Origin of the sequence: Candidatus Poriferisocius sp., from assembly GCF_965208355.1 — a bacterium.
GTDB lineage: Bacteria > Actinomycetota > Acidimicrobiia > Acidimicrobiales > Bin134 > Poriferisocius.
The window spans coordinates 62715-79094 of the sequence record NZ_CBDBOM010000003.1; the positions used below are offsets into that span (position 1 = coordinate 62715).

Consider the following 16380-nt stretch of genomic DNA (forward strand, 5'->3'; position numbering starts at 1 on the left):
GCCTCCAAAAGGTTGGTTGATTAGAGCTTTAGCACTCTCAATAGGCGAGTGCTAATGGTAGGGCTTGGGTGGCCCCGAGGCCAACTCAGGCTGCCGGTTCGCCCGACAACAAGAAAGGGAGGGGGAGATTGGGGTTGGCGCCGGTGTCCAGCGGGGAGGGGCCGTCGAGTTGAAGTCGCTGCCACCCGGCGGCGGCCACCATAGCGGCATTGTCGGTACACATCGATCGGCTGGGCAAGAACCCGCTGATGCCGGCGGCCACGCAGGCATCGAGCAGGCGCTCCCGCAGCGAGGAGTTGGCCGCCACCCCGCCGGCCAGGCACAGGCCCTTGGCCCCGTACTCCTCGGCGGCCTTTCGGGCCTTGTGGACCAGCACGTCCACCACCGCTTCCTGGAACGAAGCGGCTATGTCGGCCACCACCAGATCGGGGTGGTTTCTCGCATAGTTGACCACCGCGGTCTTGAGGCCGCTGAAGGAGAAGTCGTAGCCGTCGTCGTACATGGGACGGGGAAAGGCCACCGCCTCGGGGTCACCTTCCATGGCCAGTCGGTCGATAACCGGTCCACCGGGATAGCCCAGATCCATGAAACGGGCCACCTTGTCGAACGCCTCACCGGCGGCGTCGTCCAGGGTCTGGCCGATGAGCCGGTAGCGGCCGAATGCCTCCATCAGCACCAGCAAGGTGTGGCCCCCCGACACCAGCAGCACCACGACGGGCAGATCTAAATCGGGCTCCTCCAGGAACGAGGAGTACAGATGGGCTTCCAGGTGGTTCACCGCCACGAAGGGGACGTCCCAGACCAAGGCCAAGGACTTTGCCGCGCTGACCCCCACCAGCAGCGATCCGATGAGGCCGGGACCGGCGGTGGCGGCGACAGCCTGTATCTCGTGGTCGCCGAGACCGGCTTCGATCACCGCTTGGGCAACCACTGGAGTGAGCAATTCCACATGGGCCCGGCTGGCGATCTCGGGAACCACTCCGCCGTAGCGGGCGTGCAGGTCGACCTGGCTGCTGATCACCGACGACAAAACGTCGGAGGGTCCGGAGACCACGGCGGCGGCGGTCTCGTCACAGGAGGTTTCGATGCCCAGCACAATGGCGGGGTTGACTGGAGGGGAATCCACAGCGGTCATGCGTAGTCCAGTTCTACCGCGATCTTGACCAGACGATCGGCATAGTCGGGCTGGTGGATGTTGTCGGCCCTCATCACCACCGCGTCGGGTGACAGCCCCATGTTCTTGTAGTACCCCCGTTGAATGCCCACCGGGGCCAAGCCGAAGCGTCGATAGAGGGATTGGGCGGAGGGGTTGTCGGCAGCCACCTCCAGGGCGAGGCTGGTGTTGCGGTGGCGGGCGGCCAAGGCAAGGGCCAAGAACAGCCGGGCGCCGATGCCCTGGCCTCGGCAATCGGGGGCCACCGTCACAGTGGTGATGTGGGCTTCGTTTTCCTCGAAGGCCACGCCGGCGTGGCCGGCCACTCGTCTGGGGCCGAGGCTCTTGGAATTGGCTTCGCCGGCCACTCGATCGGGACGAGCAATGACGTAGAGCCGGTCGTCAGTGCGGGCTAGTTCTGATTCGTAGACTTCCCGAGACCAGGGGATCGGATAGCACTGGGCGTCGATGGCCATGACCTCGCTGAGGTGAGCTCGTTTCATGGGCTCGATCATCGGGTGCTCCAGTTGATGTCAGCGTCGGGAACCCGAAGGTATATCGGCTTCAGCTCCCACGGTTTGACAAAATCCTCTCGCAGTGCCCGGGCGTGGGCCAGCTGAACCAGCGAAGCGGCCGAGGGGTGGGCCAAATCCTGCTCGGCGATCTCGGTCTTCTGAAGCTGGTCGAATACTTCGGAGTAGCGGCGGGCGCCGTCGCCCACCAACAGCACCTCTTCACTAGTAGCCAACAGCTGGGAGGCCAGATCGTCGGGAGTGCCCACTTGGGCATCCGACACCCGCTGAACACCACCGGGCACTTGGCGGTAGAAGGCGTAGAACAGCTCGCTGCGCCGAGCGTCGATGGCGGCCACGATCACCCGATTGGTGTGGCGCACGGCGAAGGCCAGCAGATCGAGGCTGGACACGCCGATCATCGGCACCCCCAGGGCATAGGCCATGGCCATGGCGCTGGAGATGCCCACTCGCAGGCCGGTGTAAAGGCCCGGACCGAGGTCCACGGCCACGCAGCCCACATCTCGCAATTCGACCCGAGCTTGGCGGGTAACGAACTGGACTTGAGGTGCGATGGTCTCGGCGTGGCGGCGGCCCCGAGCGCTATGGGCCGAGGCCAGCACTCCTTCGTGCCCGCCAAGGGCGCATCCCACCTGCTGGGTGGCCGATTCGATGCCCAAGATCAACACGGCGGTTCCTCCCGCCATGGCTCGGCGACTGCGGCCAAGTGGTCGGCACGGGACTGCCATCGGGATCCGACCGGGGTCAAGACCACGATCCGCTCGTCGGGCGGGCTGGGCTGGCCCTCGATGAAAGTCAGCGCGACCTCGAGATAGTCATTGGGCAGGGCCTGGCGGATGGCGTCACCCCACTCGATGAGGACGACCCCGTCGCTGTCCAGCAGTTCGGGCAGGCCCAAGTCGAGCACTTCGGCGATCTGGTCGAGGCGGAAGACGTCGAGGTGATGGAGGAGCAACCTTCCGTGGTATTCCCGGGCCAAGGTGAAGGTGGGGCTGGTGACCGGCTCGCTGATGCCCAAAGCGGCGGCGTACCCCTGGGTGAAGGTGGTCTTGCCCGCGCCCAAATCGCCTACCAGCAGCAGCAGATCGCCGGGCTGGCCCAGCCCGGCCATAGCAGCAGCCAGACCTTTCGTGTCTTCCGGAGAACGGGTGCGGGCTCGGATCATGGTGCCGTCCGAGCGGGTTTTGACCAGCGGGCGGAGTTCATCCCGACATCGCCATGCGGGCTCGGACCAAATCAGAGCGCATCTGGGCCTCTTGGAGACCTCCGCCCCGCAACACCGCCGCTGGGTGGTAGGTGGGGATAATCACTGCGTCGGCGTTGGGCATCGGGTAGCTCTGGCCTCGCAGCTTGGTGATCCCGGTTTTGGTGTCCAGCAGCAGCTTGGAAGAGAAATTACCCAGGGTGACCACCACCTTTGGAGCGATGAGTTCGACTTGCTGCTCCAGCCACGGGCGACAGGCGGCAATCTCGTCAGGTTTGGGATCTCGATTGCCGGGAGGACGGCACTTGACGACGTTGGCGATGTAGCAACTGTCGCGGTTCAGCCCGATTTCCTCAGCCATCAGTCGGTCGAGCAGCTTGCCCGAGCGGCCCACAAAGGGAAGGCCCTGCTTGTCTTCCTCGGCGCCGGGTCCTTCGCCCACGAACATGAGGTCGGCGCTGGGGTTACCCATACCGAACACCACCTGCGTCCGGCCCTGGGCCAGCTCGCACTTGGTGCAGTCACCCGCTTCGGCGGCAACCTCGGCCAACGTCAACGTCACAGGCCAAGAATACGCCCCCCACCAGCAGATTCGATAGGGGAGTTGCAAGTTATGGACTTGGGCGGGCGCTGCGCCGCCGGAGCGCCTCGGTCCCAAGCCGCTGACGGCAATACTGGTATTCTGCGCAGGCAAGAGCGAGGAAGGGCGCAGGTCATGATCGACTGGCTTGGCATCGACCATCTGTTCAAGTTGTCCGGCGGCGAGGTGGTGCTGGGATTCCTCACACCGCTGTTCGTCTGCGCCGCGGTCTTCGTGGCGCACATGATCCTGCCCGCGCGGCGCGTGCCCGGCTACGCCACCGACCGCGAGACCGGCGAGCCCCGCAAATACCGACTCAACGGATTGGCGGTGTTCGTGCTTGCGCACATCGTGTGGGCATTCGCGCTGCCACGCGACTGGTTCTACCGGTCGACCATGTATGCGATAGCGGGCGGCGTGGTGATTGCAATCATCGCGAACACCATCGTGGTGTTCTCCCAGCCCGAAGGCGCACAGAAGAACCGCTTGCTGGCCTGGTGGTTCGGACGTGCGCAAGAGATGCAATTCTTTAACAACCGCTTCGACCTGAAGATGTACTTCTACATCGTGGGCGGCACGATGCTGTCGCTCAATGCATGGTCCGCAGCCGCATGGCACAACGACAACGTTGCCGATGCCAACCCCGGCTTGTTCCTCTACGCAGCCATCAACTGCTTCTACATCTTCGACTACTTCGTCTGGGAACGGGTGCAGCTCTACACCTACGACCTCATCCACGAGAACGTCGGATTCAAGCTCGTCTGGGGCGGGCCGTTCGTGTGGGGCTGGATGTTCGTGCTGCCGCTGTGGGGCTTGGCGCCACTCGCCGACCCAGGCATCTCAGGCGGTTGGATGTATTTCTGGCTGATCGGCAGTGCAGCACTGTTCTTGGCGGGCTGGACGATCTCCCGCGGCTCCAACATGCAGAAGTACACGTTCAAGCGCTGGCCCGAACGCAAGTTCCTCGGCATCATCGAGCCGGAGTACATCCAGGCCGGCGACCGCAAGATTCTGTGCAGCGGGTTCTGGGGGAAAGCACGGCACTTCGGCTATCTCGGCGAAGGCCTGTACGGGATTGCCGTGGCGCTGACCTTTGGGCTCTTCTCCAATCTGTGGGCTTGGACGTACGTGGTGTTCATCGTTGCGTTCTTCGTTCCTCGTCAGTTCGAGGATGACAAGGTCTGCGCCGAGAAGTACGGCGAAGAGAAATGGGCCGAATACCAGGCTCGAGTTCCGTACCGGATCATCCCCGGCATCTTCTAGCGCCGACCGGCTGAAGCGGTACCGGAGAGGAGGCCAACGATGTTCGAGTGGCTCGGGGTCGGGCACCTGACTGAGTTGACTGCGGGCGAGGCTGTGCTGGGATTCCTCACACCGCTATTCGTGATGGCCGCCTTCGTCGTGCTCCAGATGATCCTGCCCGGCAAGCACGTAACCGGCTACGTGGTCGACGCGGCCACGGGTCAGCCCCGCAGCTATCGCCTCAACGGCCTGCTGGTGTTTGCGGCAGCCCAGCTCCTGTGGTGGTTCGAGCTCACCGGCATGCCGCGCGACTGGTTCTATCGGTCATCGCTGTACGCCGTGGCCGGCGGAACGGTGCTCGCCTTCGTCCTGACCGCGATAGCGGTGTTCACCCAGCCCGAAGGCGAGGTCAAGAACCCTTTCCTTGCCTTGTGGTTCGGGCGGGCCCCCGAGATGCAGTTCTTCAACGGCCGCCTCGACCTCAAGATGTACTTCTACGTGGTCGGCGGAACCATGCTGTCGCTCAACGCGTGGTCCGGCGCAGTGTGGCACCACGACAACATTGCAGACCTCAATCCGGGCGTTTTCGCGTTCGCAGCATTCGTCACTTTCTACGTCTTGGATTACTTCATCTTCGAACGGACGATGCTCTACACGTACGACATCATTCACGAGCGGCTTGGCTTCAAGCTGTTCTGGGGCGGGCTCTTCGTCTACGGCTGGGTGTTCATCATTCCGATGTGGGGGCTGGCGGCCCATCCCGACCCGGGGCTCTCAGGCGGCTGGCGCGTGGTGTGGCTGATCGGTGCCCCTGCGCTGTACGCCCTTGGATGGGTTATCACCCGCGGCGCAAGCTTGCAGAAATACACGTTCAAGCGCTGGCCCGACCGCACGTTTCTCGGGGTGTTCGCGCCACAGGTCATCGAGGCTGGCGACCGCAAGATCCTGTGCAGCGGCTTCTGGGGCGCCGCCCGGCATTTCAACTACATGGGCGAATGGTGCTTCGGCCTCGCCATCGCCCTGGTCTGGGGTCACTTTGGCAACCTCTGGGCATGGATCTACTTCGTCTACGTCATCGCGTTGTTCCTCCTTCGCCAGAACCAGGACGACCGGCACTGCGCCGTCAAGTACGGCCCCGAGAAGTGGGCCGAATACCGGCAGCGAGTTCCCTACCGAATCGTTCCCGGCATCTACTGATCCGGCTCGCGAGCCGATGCGCGGTTCAGTGAGGGTGCGGTACCGTCGTTGGGATGTTGGGAGCTGGCGGGGGCGTGCTGGTGGGGCACTGGACCGACGAGACGGCCCGCACGGGGTGCACGGTGGTGGTGTTTCCCGAAGGGACCACAGCGTCGGGAGAAATTCGGGGCGGCGCGCCGGCGACCAGGGATTTTGCGTTGCTGGCTCCGGAGCGGACGGTGAGCCAAGTGGACGCGGTGGTGCTCTCGGGGGGCTCGGCGTTTGGTTTGGCGGCAGCCGACGGGGTGATGCGGTGGTGCGAGGATCAAGGCCGAGGGTTTGAAACCCGGGGTGGCCGGGTGCCCATCGTGGTGGGCATGTCGCTCTACGACCTGACTGAAGGCGACAGATCGGTGCGCCCCGGGCCCGATGCCGGTTATGCCGCCGCCCTCGCGGCCAGCGATGAGTTTCCCGCGTTGGGGCGGGTAGGTGCGGCCACTGGGGCCACCATGAACAAGTGGCGGGGAGCGGAGAACCGCGTGGACGGCGGGCTGGGCGGCGCCCTGCTCCAAGTTGGCGATGTGGTGGTGGGGGCCCTGGTGGCGGTGAACGCTGCGGGGGAAGTCAACGACGGAGCCGTGCAACGTGCGCTGATCGAAGGAAGCTACGAACACCAGTCTGCCGATCCATTTGCTGACAGCAACGGCGACGAGACGCACACCAACACCACCATCGGGGTAGTCGCTACCAATGCGATGCTCGACAAGGCGGATTGTTTCCGGGTGGCTCGCAGCGGCCACAGCGGGATGGCCCGGGCGCTGCTGCCGGCCCACACCGACGGCGATGGGGACGCGTTAGTGGTGGGGGCCACCAGCCAAGTAGAAGCTGATGTTGGACTGGTTCGCCTGATGGCCGCCGCCGCGGTGGAGACAGCTATTCGTTCAGTGGGTTGACACGACCGGGAAATAATCCGCTCGGTAGGCCATGATGGCGGCGACTGATCGCGATCAATTAGGGGATTGACATGAAGGATTTGGCTGGGAAGGTGGCAGTGATCACCGGGGCGGCCAGCGGCATGGGACGGGCCATGGTGCGCAAGGCGGCCTCCGAGGGGATGCACGTTCTGGCCGGTGATATCGACGAGGCCGGGCTGGCCGAAACGGTGGGCGGCTTGGAGAATGCCCAGCTCATGCTGACCGACGTGACCAGTCCCGACGCCAACGAGGCTCTGGCCAACGCTGCCCTGGAGCGGTTCGGCGGGATCCACTTGGTACACCTTAACGCCGGCGTGCTCACCGGCGGGTTCACCTGGGAGAACACGGTGGACGACTGGCGTTGGGTGCTGGACGTGAACCTGTGGGGAGTGATCCACGGCGTGCGCAGCTTCATTCCCCGGATGCTGGAGAAGGGCGAAGCCGGCCACGTGGTGATCACTGCCTCGGTAGGGGGCCTCACCTCCGGAGGGCTGCTCGGGCCTTACACCACCTCGAAGTACGGGGCGGTGGCCATAGCTGAGTCGCTCCATAGAGAACTGGACATCATCGAAGCGCCAATCGGAGTGTCATGTTTGTGCCCCGGCCCGGTGGCCACCGGCATTTTCCGGGCCGAGCGCAACCGACCCGACACTTATGACGACACCTGCGGTCCCATGTCGGCCGATGCCGAGGCTGCGGCCTTCCACCGAGCTCTGATCAGCGCCATCGACGAGGGCACCGATCCGGCGGTGATCCCGGAGCTGGTGTTCGACGCGGTGCGCAACGACAAGTTCTGGATCTTCCCCCACCCTGACTTCAAGGAGAGGATCGCAGCCCGCACCGAGTCGATCATGAGCGAAACCAACCCTGAGTACACAGTGGGCTTGCCCGACGCGATTCCGCCGTCTCGCTAGCTAGGAAAAACGAAGGGGGACGCGGCGGCCAAATTGGCAGACGATCTCGTAGGCGATGGTTTCGAGCCGCTGGGCAATCTCGGTGGCGGTGATCTCTTCGTTGCCCTGCTGCCCCAGCAGGATCACCTCGTCACCGGGTGTCACGGGATGGTCGAGGCCGCAATCCACCATGGTCTGGTCCATTGTCACCACTCCGGCGATGGGCCGCCGGTGTCCGCCGATCAGCACCTCGCCGCCAGAAGTTCCCAGTCGCCGGGACCAGCCGTCGGCATAGCCGATGGGGATGGTGGCCAGCTGGGTGTCGGTAGGGGCGTAGTAGTGGTGGCCGTAGGACACCGGTGTGCCGGCGGCGATGGTTTTGACCATGGACACCTCAGTGCGCACCGTCATGGCCGGTTGAAGCGGAAGGCAGTCGGCCAATTCCGGCGACGGGGGGATCCCGTAGAGAGCGATCCCACAGCGCACCATGTCGAATCGGCCGGTCGGGTGGGCCATGGCCACCGCCGAGTTGGCCAAATGACGGCAGAATTCCTGGTGGCCGGCGAGCCTTAGCCGGGAGAGCAAATGGTTGAACTGTTCGACCTGATAGGCGGTAAATGGGTTGTCGGGCTCATCGGCCACCGCGCAGTGCGTCCATACCCCAGCCAACTCCAGGGTGTCGCGCTCGGAGATGGCGTCAGCCAGCATCAGCACCTCAGCGGGCGGGGCGCCGACCCGGGCCATGCCGGTGTCGACCTTGAGATGGACGGGCAGGCGCTGGTTGGAGGCGGCTGCGGCTGCGGCTGCGGCGGCCAAGCCCTCGCCTTGATACACGGTAGGAATGAGCCGGTGCTCGACTACTTCGGCAAACTCGTAGGGGCGGGGCTCGGACAGCAAGAGGATGGGGACCTCTATGCCGTCTTCACGCAGCCGCCGGCCTTCATCTACCAGGGCCACCGCCAGCGTGGCGGCACCGGCGTCCACCGCGGTTCGGGCCACCGGAATCATGCCGTGGCCGTAGGCGTCGGCTTTGACCACGGCGCAGAGTTCGGCGGGATGGACCAGCTCGGCCAACAGCCCGGTGTTGTGGGCGATGGCCTCCAGACTGATGTCGGCCCAGGTCGGTCTCATGGCGCGGCTTTCTGCTGGGTCGCAGCCTCCCAAGCTTGGGGCAGGGCCAGGAGCAGGTCGGAAGCCGCCATTCCTCCGGAGGGACGGATGGTGGCTGCTTGCCCGTGAAGCCAGGCCGCACTGGCCGCGGCCTTCATCGGCTCGACACCGGCGCTGAGCAGGCCGCAGATAAGCCCGGCCAGCACATCACCAGTTCCCGCAGTGGCCAACCGGGCATCGCCGTTGGAAATAGCCAGCGCGGCTCCGCCGGGCTCGGCCACCACGGTGGTCGGGCCCTTGAGCAGGACGTGGACGCCGGTGGCTGCGGCCAGCGAACGGGCGGCGGCGAATCGGTCGGGACCGGGTGGCTCTCCGGCAAGGACTCGGAACTCGCCGTCGTGCGGGGTGAGGACGGTGGGGGCGGTGCGGCCAGCAAGCACATCAGCGGCGTCGGTGCCGAGAGCGAATAGGCCATCGCCGTCTATGACCAAAGGAAGCGGCGTGTTTCCGGTCAGCTCACGGACTGCTTGGACGGTGTTCGGCTGGCGTCCCAGTCCGGGTCCCACCGCCATGGCCTGGAATCGGGATTGGTCGTCGGCCTCGATAGCAGCGGCCCAGTTGTCGGCGGGGAGGGGATGGCCGACAGCCTCGGTGGGGACGGTACCCCCAGCCAGAACGCCGGCAGCGTCGAGACCGGGCGTGCTCAATCGGACATAGCCCGAACCGCTGCGCATGGCTGCGGTGGCGGCTAGTTGGGCGGCGCCGGTCATGCCCGGCGAGCCGGCGATGACCCAGCAGGCGGTCTGCCACTTGTGGGCCTCGGCGGGTCGTACGGGAAGCCAATCGCTGACATCGCGGCCAGTTACCAAATGGGTCCGGGCGGAGGAGACGTTGAGGCCGATGGGGGCCACCGTGATCTGGCCGCAGAACTGAACTCCGGGATGGAGGACAAGGCCGGGCTTGAGAGCGCCGAAGGTGACTGTTTGATCTGCGGTCCAAGGTTCGCCCACGATTTCCCCGGTCAATCCGTTGACTCCGGAGGGAATGTCGGCGGCCAGGATCGGAGCCACCCGGTCGGGGTGGTCGAGCAAGGACGCTGGAGTCGGAGGTGAATACGGACGGCGCAAGCCGGTGCCGTAGGCGGCGTCGATGGCCAGGTGGGCGGGGGGCAGCGACCCGGACGCGTTGGCGGCGTCGATTACTGCCACGCGCACGCCACGTCGTCGCAGCCACTGGGCGGCGGCTCGTCCATCGGCGCCGTTGTTCCCCTTGCCGGCCAGCACGGTCACCCGTCGTCCGTAGCCACCCCCCAGCATGCCCAGAGCGGCTCGGGCCAGGGCGGTGCCGGCCCGATCGATCAGTTCCTCGACCGGCTCAGGAGCGGCCGCGTCGATGGCGGCCATCTCATCTGGGGTGACGATGGGGATCATGGACGCCAGCGGTCGGCCAGCTCGGTTACCGGTTCCAGGAGGAGGTCTTCGGTGGTGATGTCGCCCAGTCGGTCGAGGCGGAAGTCGGGTTCGGTCTCGGTGACCTCGTCGCGCAAGGCGGCGAACCGGTTTCGGTAGCCGTCTAACACCTGCTGAGCCGTCTCTGGGCTGAGGCTGGGCTGGAATCGCACGTGCAGCAGAGTCAGCCCGGTGGTCTGGCGGTCTTTGACCTCCGGGATCAGCACGATGGTCCGGCCGTCTGAGCGACCCCGAGCGGCCAGAACCTCGCGCTCAATCGCCACCAAGTGCTTGCTCCCTCGCAGGGTTGGGTCTCGTTCGGTGCGGGAGGCCAGCCCCACGGTGATGCCGCCCCGGTCGACCACGTGGATGGTGGTGTTGGACTCTTCTGGATCGCCGTTGATGGCGTACCTGATGTAGCCCGTTACCTCGGCGACGGCGGGGTCGAGCGCGGTCAGGGTGCGCAGCGTCTGGTAGCTGAGCTGGTGGCGGGGGGCACCGGCGTCGAGCGCGGCCCGGACCAAAGGCAGCTCCATCAGCGATTCCTCGGCCCGGGAAATTCCGACAGTAACGGTCTTGGCCTGGTGGCGTATGGCGTCCACCGGCCGGGTCAGCTCGCCCACGGCCACGGTGAGCATGGAGGTGAGGTCTTCCAGCACCACTGCGGGGGTGCCGACCCGTCCCCGCTCTAGTTGGTAGGCGTCGAGCGGGGCGATGCCTAGGGCGTAGCGGTACATGGAGGCCATCTCGGCGGCGGTGCCGGCCTCCAGGCAGCCGTTGTAGCGACCTTGGCGCAGATCTTGAAAGAACCGCTGGGCGGCGGGAGCGAATTGCGAGCGAAGCCTGGCCAACATCTCCTGGCTATCGATATCGGCGTCGCCGACGGCGTCGCTGGCGGCTACCTCGGCCTCGATGGCGGCCCGGGTCTCCCGCAGGGGTTGGCCCAATTCGTCGATGGCCAGCGCCGATTCATAGCCGAACAGGTGGCCCACCATGGTGGCCAGCACAAAGGCCAGTTCGGGCGAACCGGCGTTGGGAGTGGCGATGACCTCGGATGCCGCGTCGAAGCGGGCTTCGGTGCCGCTGGTAATCACAATGGGCGCTGCCTTGTGGGCCCGGAAGATGGCCACCTCTTTGGCCACGTCGTCGGCCGTGGAGTCAAACAGGCCCGCGGCGCATACCAGGATCAACGGTTCCGACGACAGATCGATGTGCTTTTTGTCCTCGGTGGTATCGCAGGCGATGGACTTGTAACACAGCTCCGAAAGCTTGATGCGTACTTCCTCGGCGGCCACCCTGTTGAGCCCGTTGCCCACAACAGCCCAGTAGGTGCGGCCCAAAGCGTGGCGGCGGACGATGTCAGTGATGCGATCGTGGAGGCTGAGCACGCTGGCCATAGCCGTTGGCAGATCGCGCAGAGAAGCCAGCAATTGCTGGCGGCGCTCGTGCTGGCGGGGATCGGCTGGCTGGTGCCCCCTGACTGCGTCGGCCAGGGCCACGGCCAGCAGCACACCGGCGGCTACCTGGGCATAGAAGGCCTTGGTGGAGGCCACGCTCATCTCCACATCCCGGCCGTCGGAGGTGTAGAGCACCCCGTCTGCCTTGTCGCACAGATCGCTGTTGCGCCGGTTGACGATGGCGACGACGCTTGCCCCCCGCCGACGCACAAGGTCGACGGTGCGATTGGTGTCGGTAGTGGTGCCCGACTGGCTGATGGCTATAACCAGGGTGTCGCTCATGTCGGCCTGCATCCCAAACCCCGATAGCTCGGTGGCCAAAACGGAGCTGATCTGTCGGTCAGGCAACTCATTGCGGAGGAAGTGGGCCAGACTGTGGCCAGCCACTGCGGCAGTTCCCTGGCCAATCACCATGATGTTGGCGATATGGCCGCTGGCCAGGCGTTGGCGAAGATGGTCGGGCAGGGTCTCGGGTCCCAATTTTACCGCCAGGCTCGAATCACCATCGGTGTTGACGATCCGGCCGCGCAGGGTCTTGCGGAACGACTCGGGTGACTCAGTTATCTCTTTGAGCAAATAGTGGCGGAAACCCCGGCGGTCGACGTCGCGAGTGGTTATCTCGGCCGCGGCAATGTCGGTATCGGCCACCGGCAGCGGCGTGCCGTCGTAGGAGAACCGCTGGACCGCGGCCAGGTCTCCGGCGTGATCGCGGTCGAGAACCACCACTTGACCCCGGCTGGCGGTGGCGTTTTCCGGGTCGGAGGGGGTCTCACCGTCCATGCGCAAGTATCGGGTGGCCTGCTCCACCAGCCCGTAGGGTTCGCTGGCCACCACGTAGGTGTCTTCGGCGGCGCCGATGTACATGGCTTGGCCGCTGCCCCGCAGGGCCAGAAGGAGTTGGCCGGAATTGGCAGTGGATTGCCCAGCTATGGCAACCGAGCCGTAGAGGTCGGCCACCGTGCGCCGGAAGGCGTCTATGGCAGCGTCGGCGCTGGCCGAGGGGTCCAAACGAGAGGACCACAGGGCAGGGATGACCTTGGCGTCGGTGGTGATACCCGGGTCCAGGCTCAGGCCGTGATCCGCCACCAGATCGGTGTGATTGTCGACGTCACCGTTCAGTGCGCCGACGGCGTAGGGCAGAGCGGGGCCTGCGGTCAACTCGGAGTTGAGCGGATGGGCGTTGGCTTCGTTGATCATGCCCACGCTGGCCCATCGGGTGTGGCCGAGGACTGCCGCATTAGCCCCCTCATCTTCCACCGCGGCAGCCAAAAGCTCGTCCGCGGCAATTGCGGCTCGCAGTGCTGCGGTGTTGTCGCCAAGCTCCCCGATCTCCGCCGCCGCCTTGTAGACGAAGCTCAGGCAGCCGTCGGACCATCGCACCGATCCTGAGCGGAACAGCGGATCGGCTGCTCGCTCGGCCAGAGCGGCGGCCACCGCCGGGGTGGAGGGATCGAGTCCATGGTCGCTGACCAGCAAATGGAGGCCGGCCGAGTCTCGGCCTCGGACCTCCAGGCGGTCCAGCGCCGACAAGGCGATCTGTACCGAAGAGAACACGCCCAGGGCGGACTGGGCGGGGGATGGACCGGCCAGCTCGGCTACCGCGTCGGCGGTGTTCAAGCGATCATTGCCGATGGCCCACACCGCGTCCTTGATTTGGATCAGGGCGGCGTTGACTGCCTCGGATGCCCAGTCGCCGGTCGACTGATCGAGATCGGCTTCTAGTGCGCCGATCAATCGGTCGATTTCGCTCAGGGTTGCCCGGATAGTGGCCCGCAGCGGCCTTTCCTCCAGCAACGCCTGGAGCCCGGCGGTGCCCTGGAGCAGCCGGTCGGCCTGGATCAGCTTCTGGGCTGACTCACCGATGCGAGCGGCCAAATCATCGCGGCCGCCCACTTCGCGCAAGGACACGACCACCGGACTCAAGAGGTCGAGAACCTCGGCTGAGGTCGGAGGAACACGCGGTGAATAGCGCCGTACCACCGCGACAATGCCGCACATCTCCCCCATAGGTTAGTGGGCCACATTGGAAATGGCCTGCCGGGTGCTGATGGAGTCACATACCGCAACCTGACTTGTAGGCGGTAGGTGCCGCATGGCTAACTTCGGTCCTTGCTTGCGAACATTTTTAGATGCACTAACTTGTTACGTCAATGCATATAGGCTGAACAAGATGGCTAAAGCGTGGTGGACGGCACTCGTCCTCGCTCTAGTGCTTGTCGCCTCTTCGGTGGTTGCGCCTCAAGCAGCTACCGCCTCGCCTGGGCATTTTTTGGACATCAATGAGCTAGACAAACTGATTCATGAGCAAGAGGGATTGCTGCACGCCTATCGCTGCCGATTCGATATTGACGTCCAACTCGTGTCTGGAGGGTGCAGGAATGGGATGGCCATCCAGTCGCTTGAGAGTCCCCCTCCATTTGAGGGCACTCCCACCGCTGAGGACATCGTTAGACGCATTCGGGTTGTGGAGCGTCAACTCTTGCTGCTCAACGCCTATCGCTGCGATTCGGAGTCGAACTAGAGGCAGTTATTGGAGGCTGTGTCAATGGTGGGGAGCCCGGCCAACCCGACGAACCCGGCCAACCCGACCAACCCGGCCAACCCGGCCAACCCGACGAACCCGGCCAACCCGGCCAACCCGGCCAACCCGACGAACCCGGCCAACCCGACGAACCCGGCCAACCCGGCCAACCCGGCCAACCCGACGAACCCGACGGCTCGGAGTCTCAAGGTGGGTGGGTCTCATTCGATGAGACGAGGCGCAACCACCCCGGTCTGACTCGACCTCGTCAGGTGGGGGTCCTCACCGAGTCGATTGCGTCAACAAGGGTTCCCCAAGGTTTGAACGCCGAGTTGGTGGTGGCGTGCCTGATTTACGACGGCCAACGGGAAGACGCGCTGAGGGCCTATGTCACCTGGAACAGCTTCATATCCTCTCGGATCGGCATCTACAACTTGGCGGTGGAGAACGCCGATGGAGGGAGCAGCTCCTTTCAGGCGATCAACAGCACCGTCAACGAAGCCTCCTTCATGTTGGACACAGAGGAGTCAAACCGATTCGCCCAGTCGATGATCGACTCTGACGGAGAAGTGGTGACCGCGTCTGTGTTCATTCCCGTCGGTGGGTGGACGATCTCGGCGACATTCGAATTGAACGGTTCAGCTGCCGCCATCCAACCAGTCCTCGACAGTTGTTGAGGAAATGCGGCCCTGTGAAAGGGCCAGCCACCCACGCCCGCACCCTCGAATGGGTCAGCCGCCGCGACCTCGAAGCCCATCGCGCCGCTATCGGATGAGCGCCGCGGCGACGTCGGCTGCGGCGGATTCGGCGGCTTCGAGAGTTTCGGCCTCGACCATGATCCGGAGGACGGGTTCGGTGCCAGACGGGCGGACCAGGATTCGACCGCTTTCGCCTAGGGCTTGCTCGGCCGCGACCACCGCGGCCGACAGGATGTCTTCGTCAAACGAGTCGGGACCGGTGGTCACGTTGTGAAGCACCTGGGGCATCTTGGTCATGGCCTCAGCGGCCAAATCCCTCAGCGGCCGTCCCCGGCGGGCGACCACCTCAAGGAGCTGTAAGGCGGTGATCAGGCCGTCACCGGTGGTGGCCAGGGCAGGGAAGATCACATGGCCCGACTGTTCGCCGCCCAGCGCCCAATCGCCGTCTTGGAGCGCTGACCACACGTGGCGGTCGCCCACCGGGGTGGTGACCACGTTGATGTGCCGCTGAGCCATGGCCCGGTGGAAGCCCAGGTTGGTCATCACCGTGACAACCACAGTGTCGCCCGGCAGCAGTCCCCGTTGATGGCGGTCGACTGCGCAGATGGCGATGACCTGATCGCCGTCGACTAGTTCGCCGGTGTGGTCAACGGCCAGCACTCGGTCGGCGTCGCCGTCGAAGGTGAGTCCCAGGTCGGCGCCTCTTCCGATTACCGCGTTGGCGACGGCTTCGGGGTAGGTAGAACCGCACCGATGGTTGATGTTCCGGCCGTCGGGCTCAGCATTGATGACCGTGACCGCCGTACCATGGGCGCGGAGCGGATCGGGGAGGACCGAGGTGGCCGAACCGTGCGCGGCGTCCACCACAACGCTTAGTTCGCCTCCGTGGAAGGCGGCGGTGCTGGCCACTGCATCCTGGTATTCCTGCAAGAGCTCAGACCCATCGGAGGTTCGCGGGGGGGCGCCAAGGGTGGGCACCGTCTGACGGTTGGGATCGGCCAGAGTGGACTCCAAGGCGGCCTGGACCTGGTCATCGAGCTTTCGACCCTCCGGGCAAAAAAGCTTGATCCCGTTGTCATACCAAGGATTGTGCGAAGCCGAGACCATCGCCCCTGGATTGCGGGTTCGCTCTGCAGCCCAGGCCACCGCCGGTGTGGGGGCCACCCCCAAGTCGATGGTGGAGACTCCGACCGCGCTGAAACCAGCAGCCAATGCTGCGGCAAAGTCTGGACTTGAGTTCCGAGTATCTCGCCCGATGACCACCGAGCCGATTGGAGCGAGGACTTCAGCGGCCGCTTGGGCTAGTCGGATGACGTCGTCGGGAAAGAGGTCGTCGTAGGCTCGACCCCGAACCCCGTCGGTTCCGAAGCGCAGCACCGGACTAAGGATTC

Annotated in this window: 16 protein-coding genes; 6 read left to right on the plus strand and 10 right to left on the minus strand. The window is 65.0% G+C overall.

Annotated features, from left to right (window positions below; translation table 11 throughout):
* Positions 1 to 85: 85 nt before the first annotated feature.
* From tsaD to ACOGXH_RS01505, 5 genes are read right to left on the minus strand one after another with little or no spacing between them, the layout of a single operon-like run.
* Complete coding sequence (gene tsaD / locus ACOGXH_RS01485) at positions 86 to 1135, minus strand: tRNA (adenosine(37)-N6)-threonylcarbamoyltransferase complex transferase subunit TsaD (RefSeq protein ID WP_419927350.1); 1050 nt, start codon at positions 1133 to 1135, stop codon at positions 86 to 88.
* Positions 1132 to 1656 carry a ribosomal protein S18-alanine N-acetyltransferase gene (rimI, locus tag ACOGXH_RS01490; protein ID WP_419927351.1) on the minus strand — a complete coding sequence of 175 codons (525 nt, stop codon included), beginning with the start codon at positions 1654 to 1656 and terminating at the stop codon, positions 1132 to 1134. Before rimI ends, tsaD begins: the two co-directional genes overlap by 4 nt.
* Before the next feature lie 8 nt (positions 1657 to 1664).
* The gene (gene tsaB / locus ACOGXH_RS01495) at positions 1665 to 2372 is read right to left on the minus strand and encodes a tRNA (adenosine(37)-N6)-threonylcarbamoyltransferase complex dimerization subunit type 1 TsaB (protein ID WP_419927352.1); all 708 of its coding nucleotides are present in this window, start codon (positions 2370 to 2372) and stop codon (positions 1665 to 1667) included.
* Positions 2348 to 2851 carry a tRNA (adenosine(37)-N6)-threonylcarbamoyltransferase complex ATPase subunit type 1 TsaE gene (tsaE, locus tag ACOGXH_RS01500; RefSeq protein ID WP_419927353.1) on the minus strand — a complete coding sequence of 168 codons (504 nt, stop codon included), beginning with the start codon at positions 2849 to 2851 and terminating at the stop codon, positions 2348 to 2350. The genes tsaB and tsaE overlap by 25 nt, the downstream gene beginning before the upstream one ends.
* Positions 2852 to 2888: 37 nt before the next feature.
* Complete coding sequence (locus ACOGXH_RS01505; protein ID WP_419927354.1) at positions 2889 to 3452, minus strand: uracil-DNA glycosylase; 564 nt, start codon at positions 3450 to 3452, stop codon at positions 2889 to 2891.
* Between the two features lie 153 nt (positions 3453 to 3605).
* Between ACOGXH_RS01505 and ACOGXH_RS01510 the strand changes: the two genes are divergently transcribed.
* The 4 genes from ACOGXH_RS01510 (at position 3606) to ACOGXH_RS01525 (ending at position 7776) form a co-directional block, all read left to right on the plus strand.
* On the plus strand, positions 3606 to 4733 hold the full coding sequence (locus tag ACOGXH_RS01510) for an ergosterol biosynthesis protein (protein ID WP_419927355.1): 1128 nt from the start codon (positions 3606 to 3608) through the stop codon (positions 4731 to 4733).
* A 93-nt stretch (positions 4734 to 4826) separates the two neighbouring features.
* On the plus strand, positions 4827 to 5909 hold the full coding sequence (locus ACOGXH_RS01515) for an ergosterol biosynthesis protein (RefSeq protein WP_419927356.1): 1083 nt from the start codon (positions 4827 to 4829) through the stop codon (positions 5907 to 5909).
* Positions 5910 to 5962: 53 nt separating this feature from the next.
* Positions 5963 to 6841: a P1 family peptidase gene (locus ACOGXH_RS01520; RefSeq protein ID WP_419927357.1), complete on the plus strand. Its 879-nt coding sequence runs from the start codon at positions 5963 to 5965 to the stop codon at positions 6839 to 6841.
* A 71-nt stretch (positions 6842 to 6912) separates the two neighbouring features.
* Positions 6913 to 7776, plus strand: a complete 864-nt coding sequence (locus tag ACOGXH_RS01525; protein WP_419927358.1) for an SDR family NAD(P)-dependent oxidoreductase — start codon at positions 6913 to 6915, stop codon at positions 7774 to 7776.
* Here ACOGXH_RS01525 and alr read toward each other — a convergent pair whose 3' ends face one another.
* The 3 genes from alr to ACOGXH_RS01540 are packed head-to-tail and all read right to left on the minus strand — an operon-like array spanning position 7777 to position 13768.
* Positions 7777 to 8886 (minus strand): alanine racemase, encoded by a 1110-nt coding sequence (gene alr, locus ACOGXH_RS01530; protein WP_419927359.1) that lies wholly within the window; start codon positions 8884 to 8886, stop codon positions 7777 to 7779.
* On the minus strand, positions 8883 to 10295 hold the full coding sequence (locus ACOGXH_RS01535) for an NAD(P)H-hydrate dehydratase (protein ID WP_419927360.1): 1413 nt from the start codon (positions 10293 to 10295) through the stop codon (positions 8883 to 8885). The genes alr and ACOGXH_RS01535 overlap by 4 nt, the downstream gene beginning before the upstream one ends.
* Positions 10292 to 13768, minus strand: a complete 3477-nt coding sequence (locus tag ACOGXH_RS01540; protein ID WP_419927361.1) for an SIS domain-containing protein — start codon at positions 13766 to 13768, stop codon at positions 10292 to 10294. Before ACOGXH_RS01540 ends, ACOGXH_RS01535 begins: the two co-directional genes overlap by 4 nt.
* Positions 13769 to 13940: 172 nt before the next feature.
* Between ACOGXH_RS01540 and ACOGXH_RS01545 the strand changes: the two genes are divergently transcribed.
* A complete protein-coding gene (locus tag ACOGXH_RS01545; protein WP_419927362.1) occupies positions 13941 to 14291 on the plus strand; it encodes a hypothetical protein in 351 nt (116 codons plus the stop codon).
* Here the strand turns inward: ACOGXH_RS01545 and ACOGXH_RS01550 are convergent.
* Positions 14288 to 14500 carry a hypothetical protein gene (locus ACOGXH_RS01550; protein ID WP_419927363.1) on the minus strand — a complete coding sequence of 71 codons (213 nt, stop codon included), beginning with the start codon at positions 14498 to 14500 and terminating at the stop codon, positions 14288 to 14290. The two genes, ACOGXH_RS01545 and ACOGXH_RS01550, sit on opposite strands and share 4 nt — an antisense overlap.
* Positions 14501 to 14563: 63 nt before the next feature.
* Here ACOGXH_RS01550 and ACOGXH_RS01555 point away from each other — a divergent pair, with 63 nt between their 5' ends.
* Positions 14564 to 14968: a hypothetical protein gene (locus ACOGXH_RS01555; protein ID WP_419927364.1), complete on the plus strand. Its 405-nt coding sequence runs from the start codon at positions 14564 to 14566 to the stop codon at positions 14966 to 14968.
* Between the two features lie 87 nt (positions 14969 to 15055).
* On the opposite strand, the gene glmM is transcribed toward ACOGXH_RS01555, so the two are convergent.
* On the minus strand, positions 15056 to 16366 hold the full coding sequence (gene glmM, locus ACOGXH_RS01560; RefSeq protein ID WP_419927365.1) for a phosphoglucosamine mutase: 1311 nt from the start codon (positions 16364 to 16366) through the stop codon (positions 15056 to 15058).
* Between the last annotated feature and the right edge of the window lie 14 nt (positions 16367 to 16380).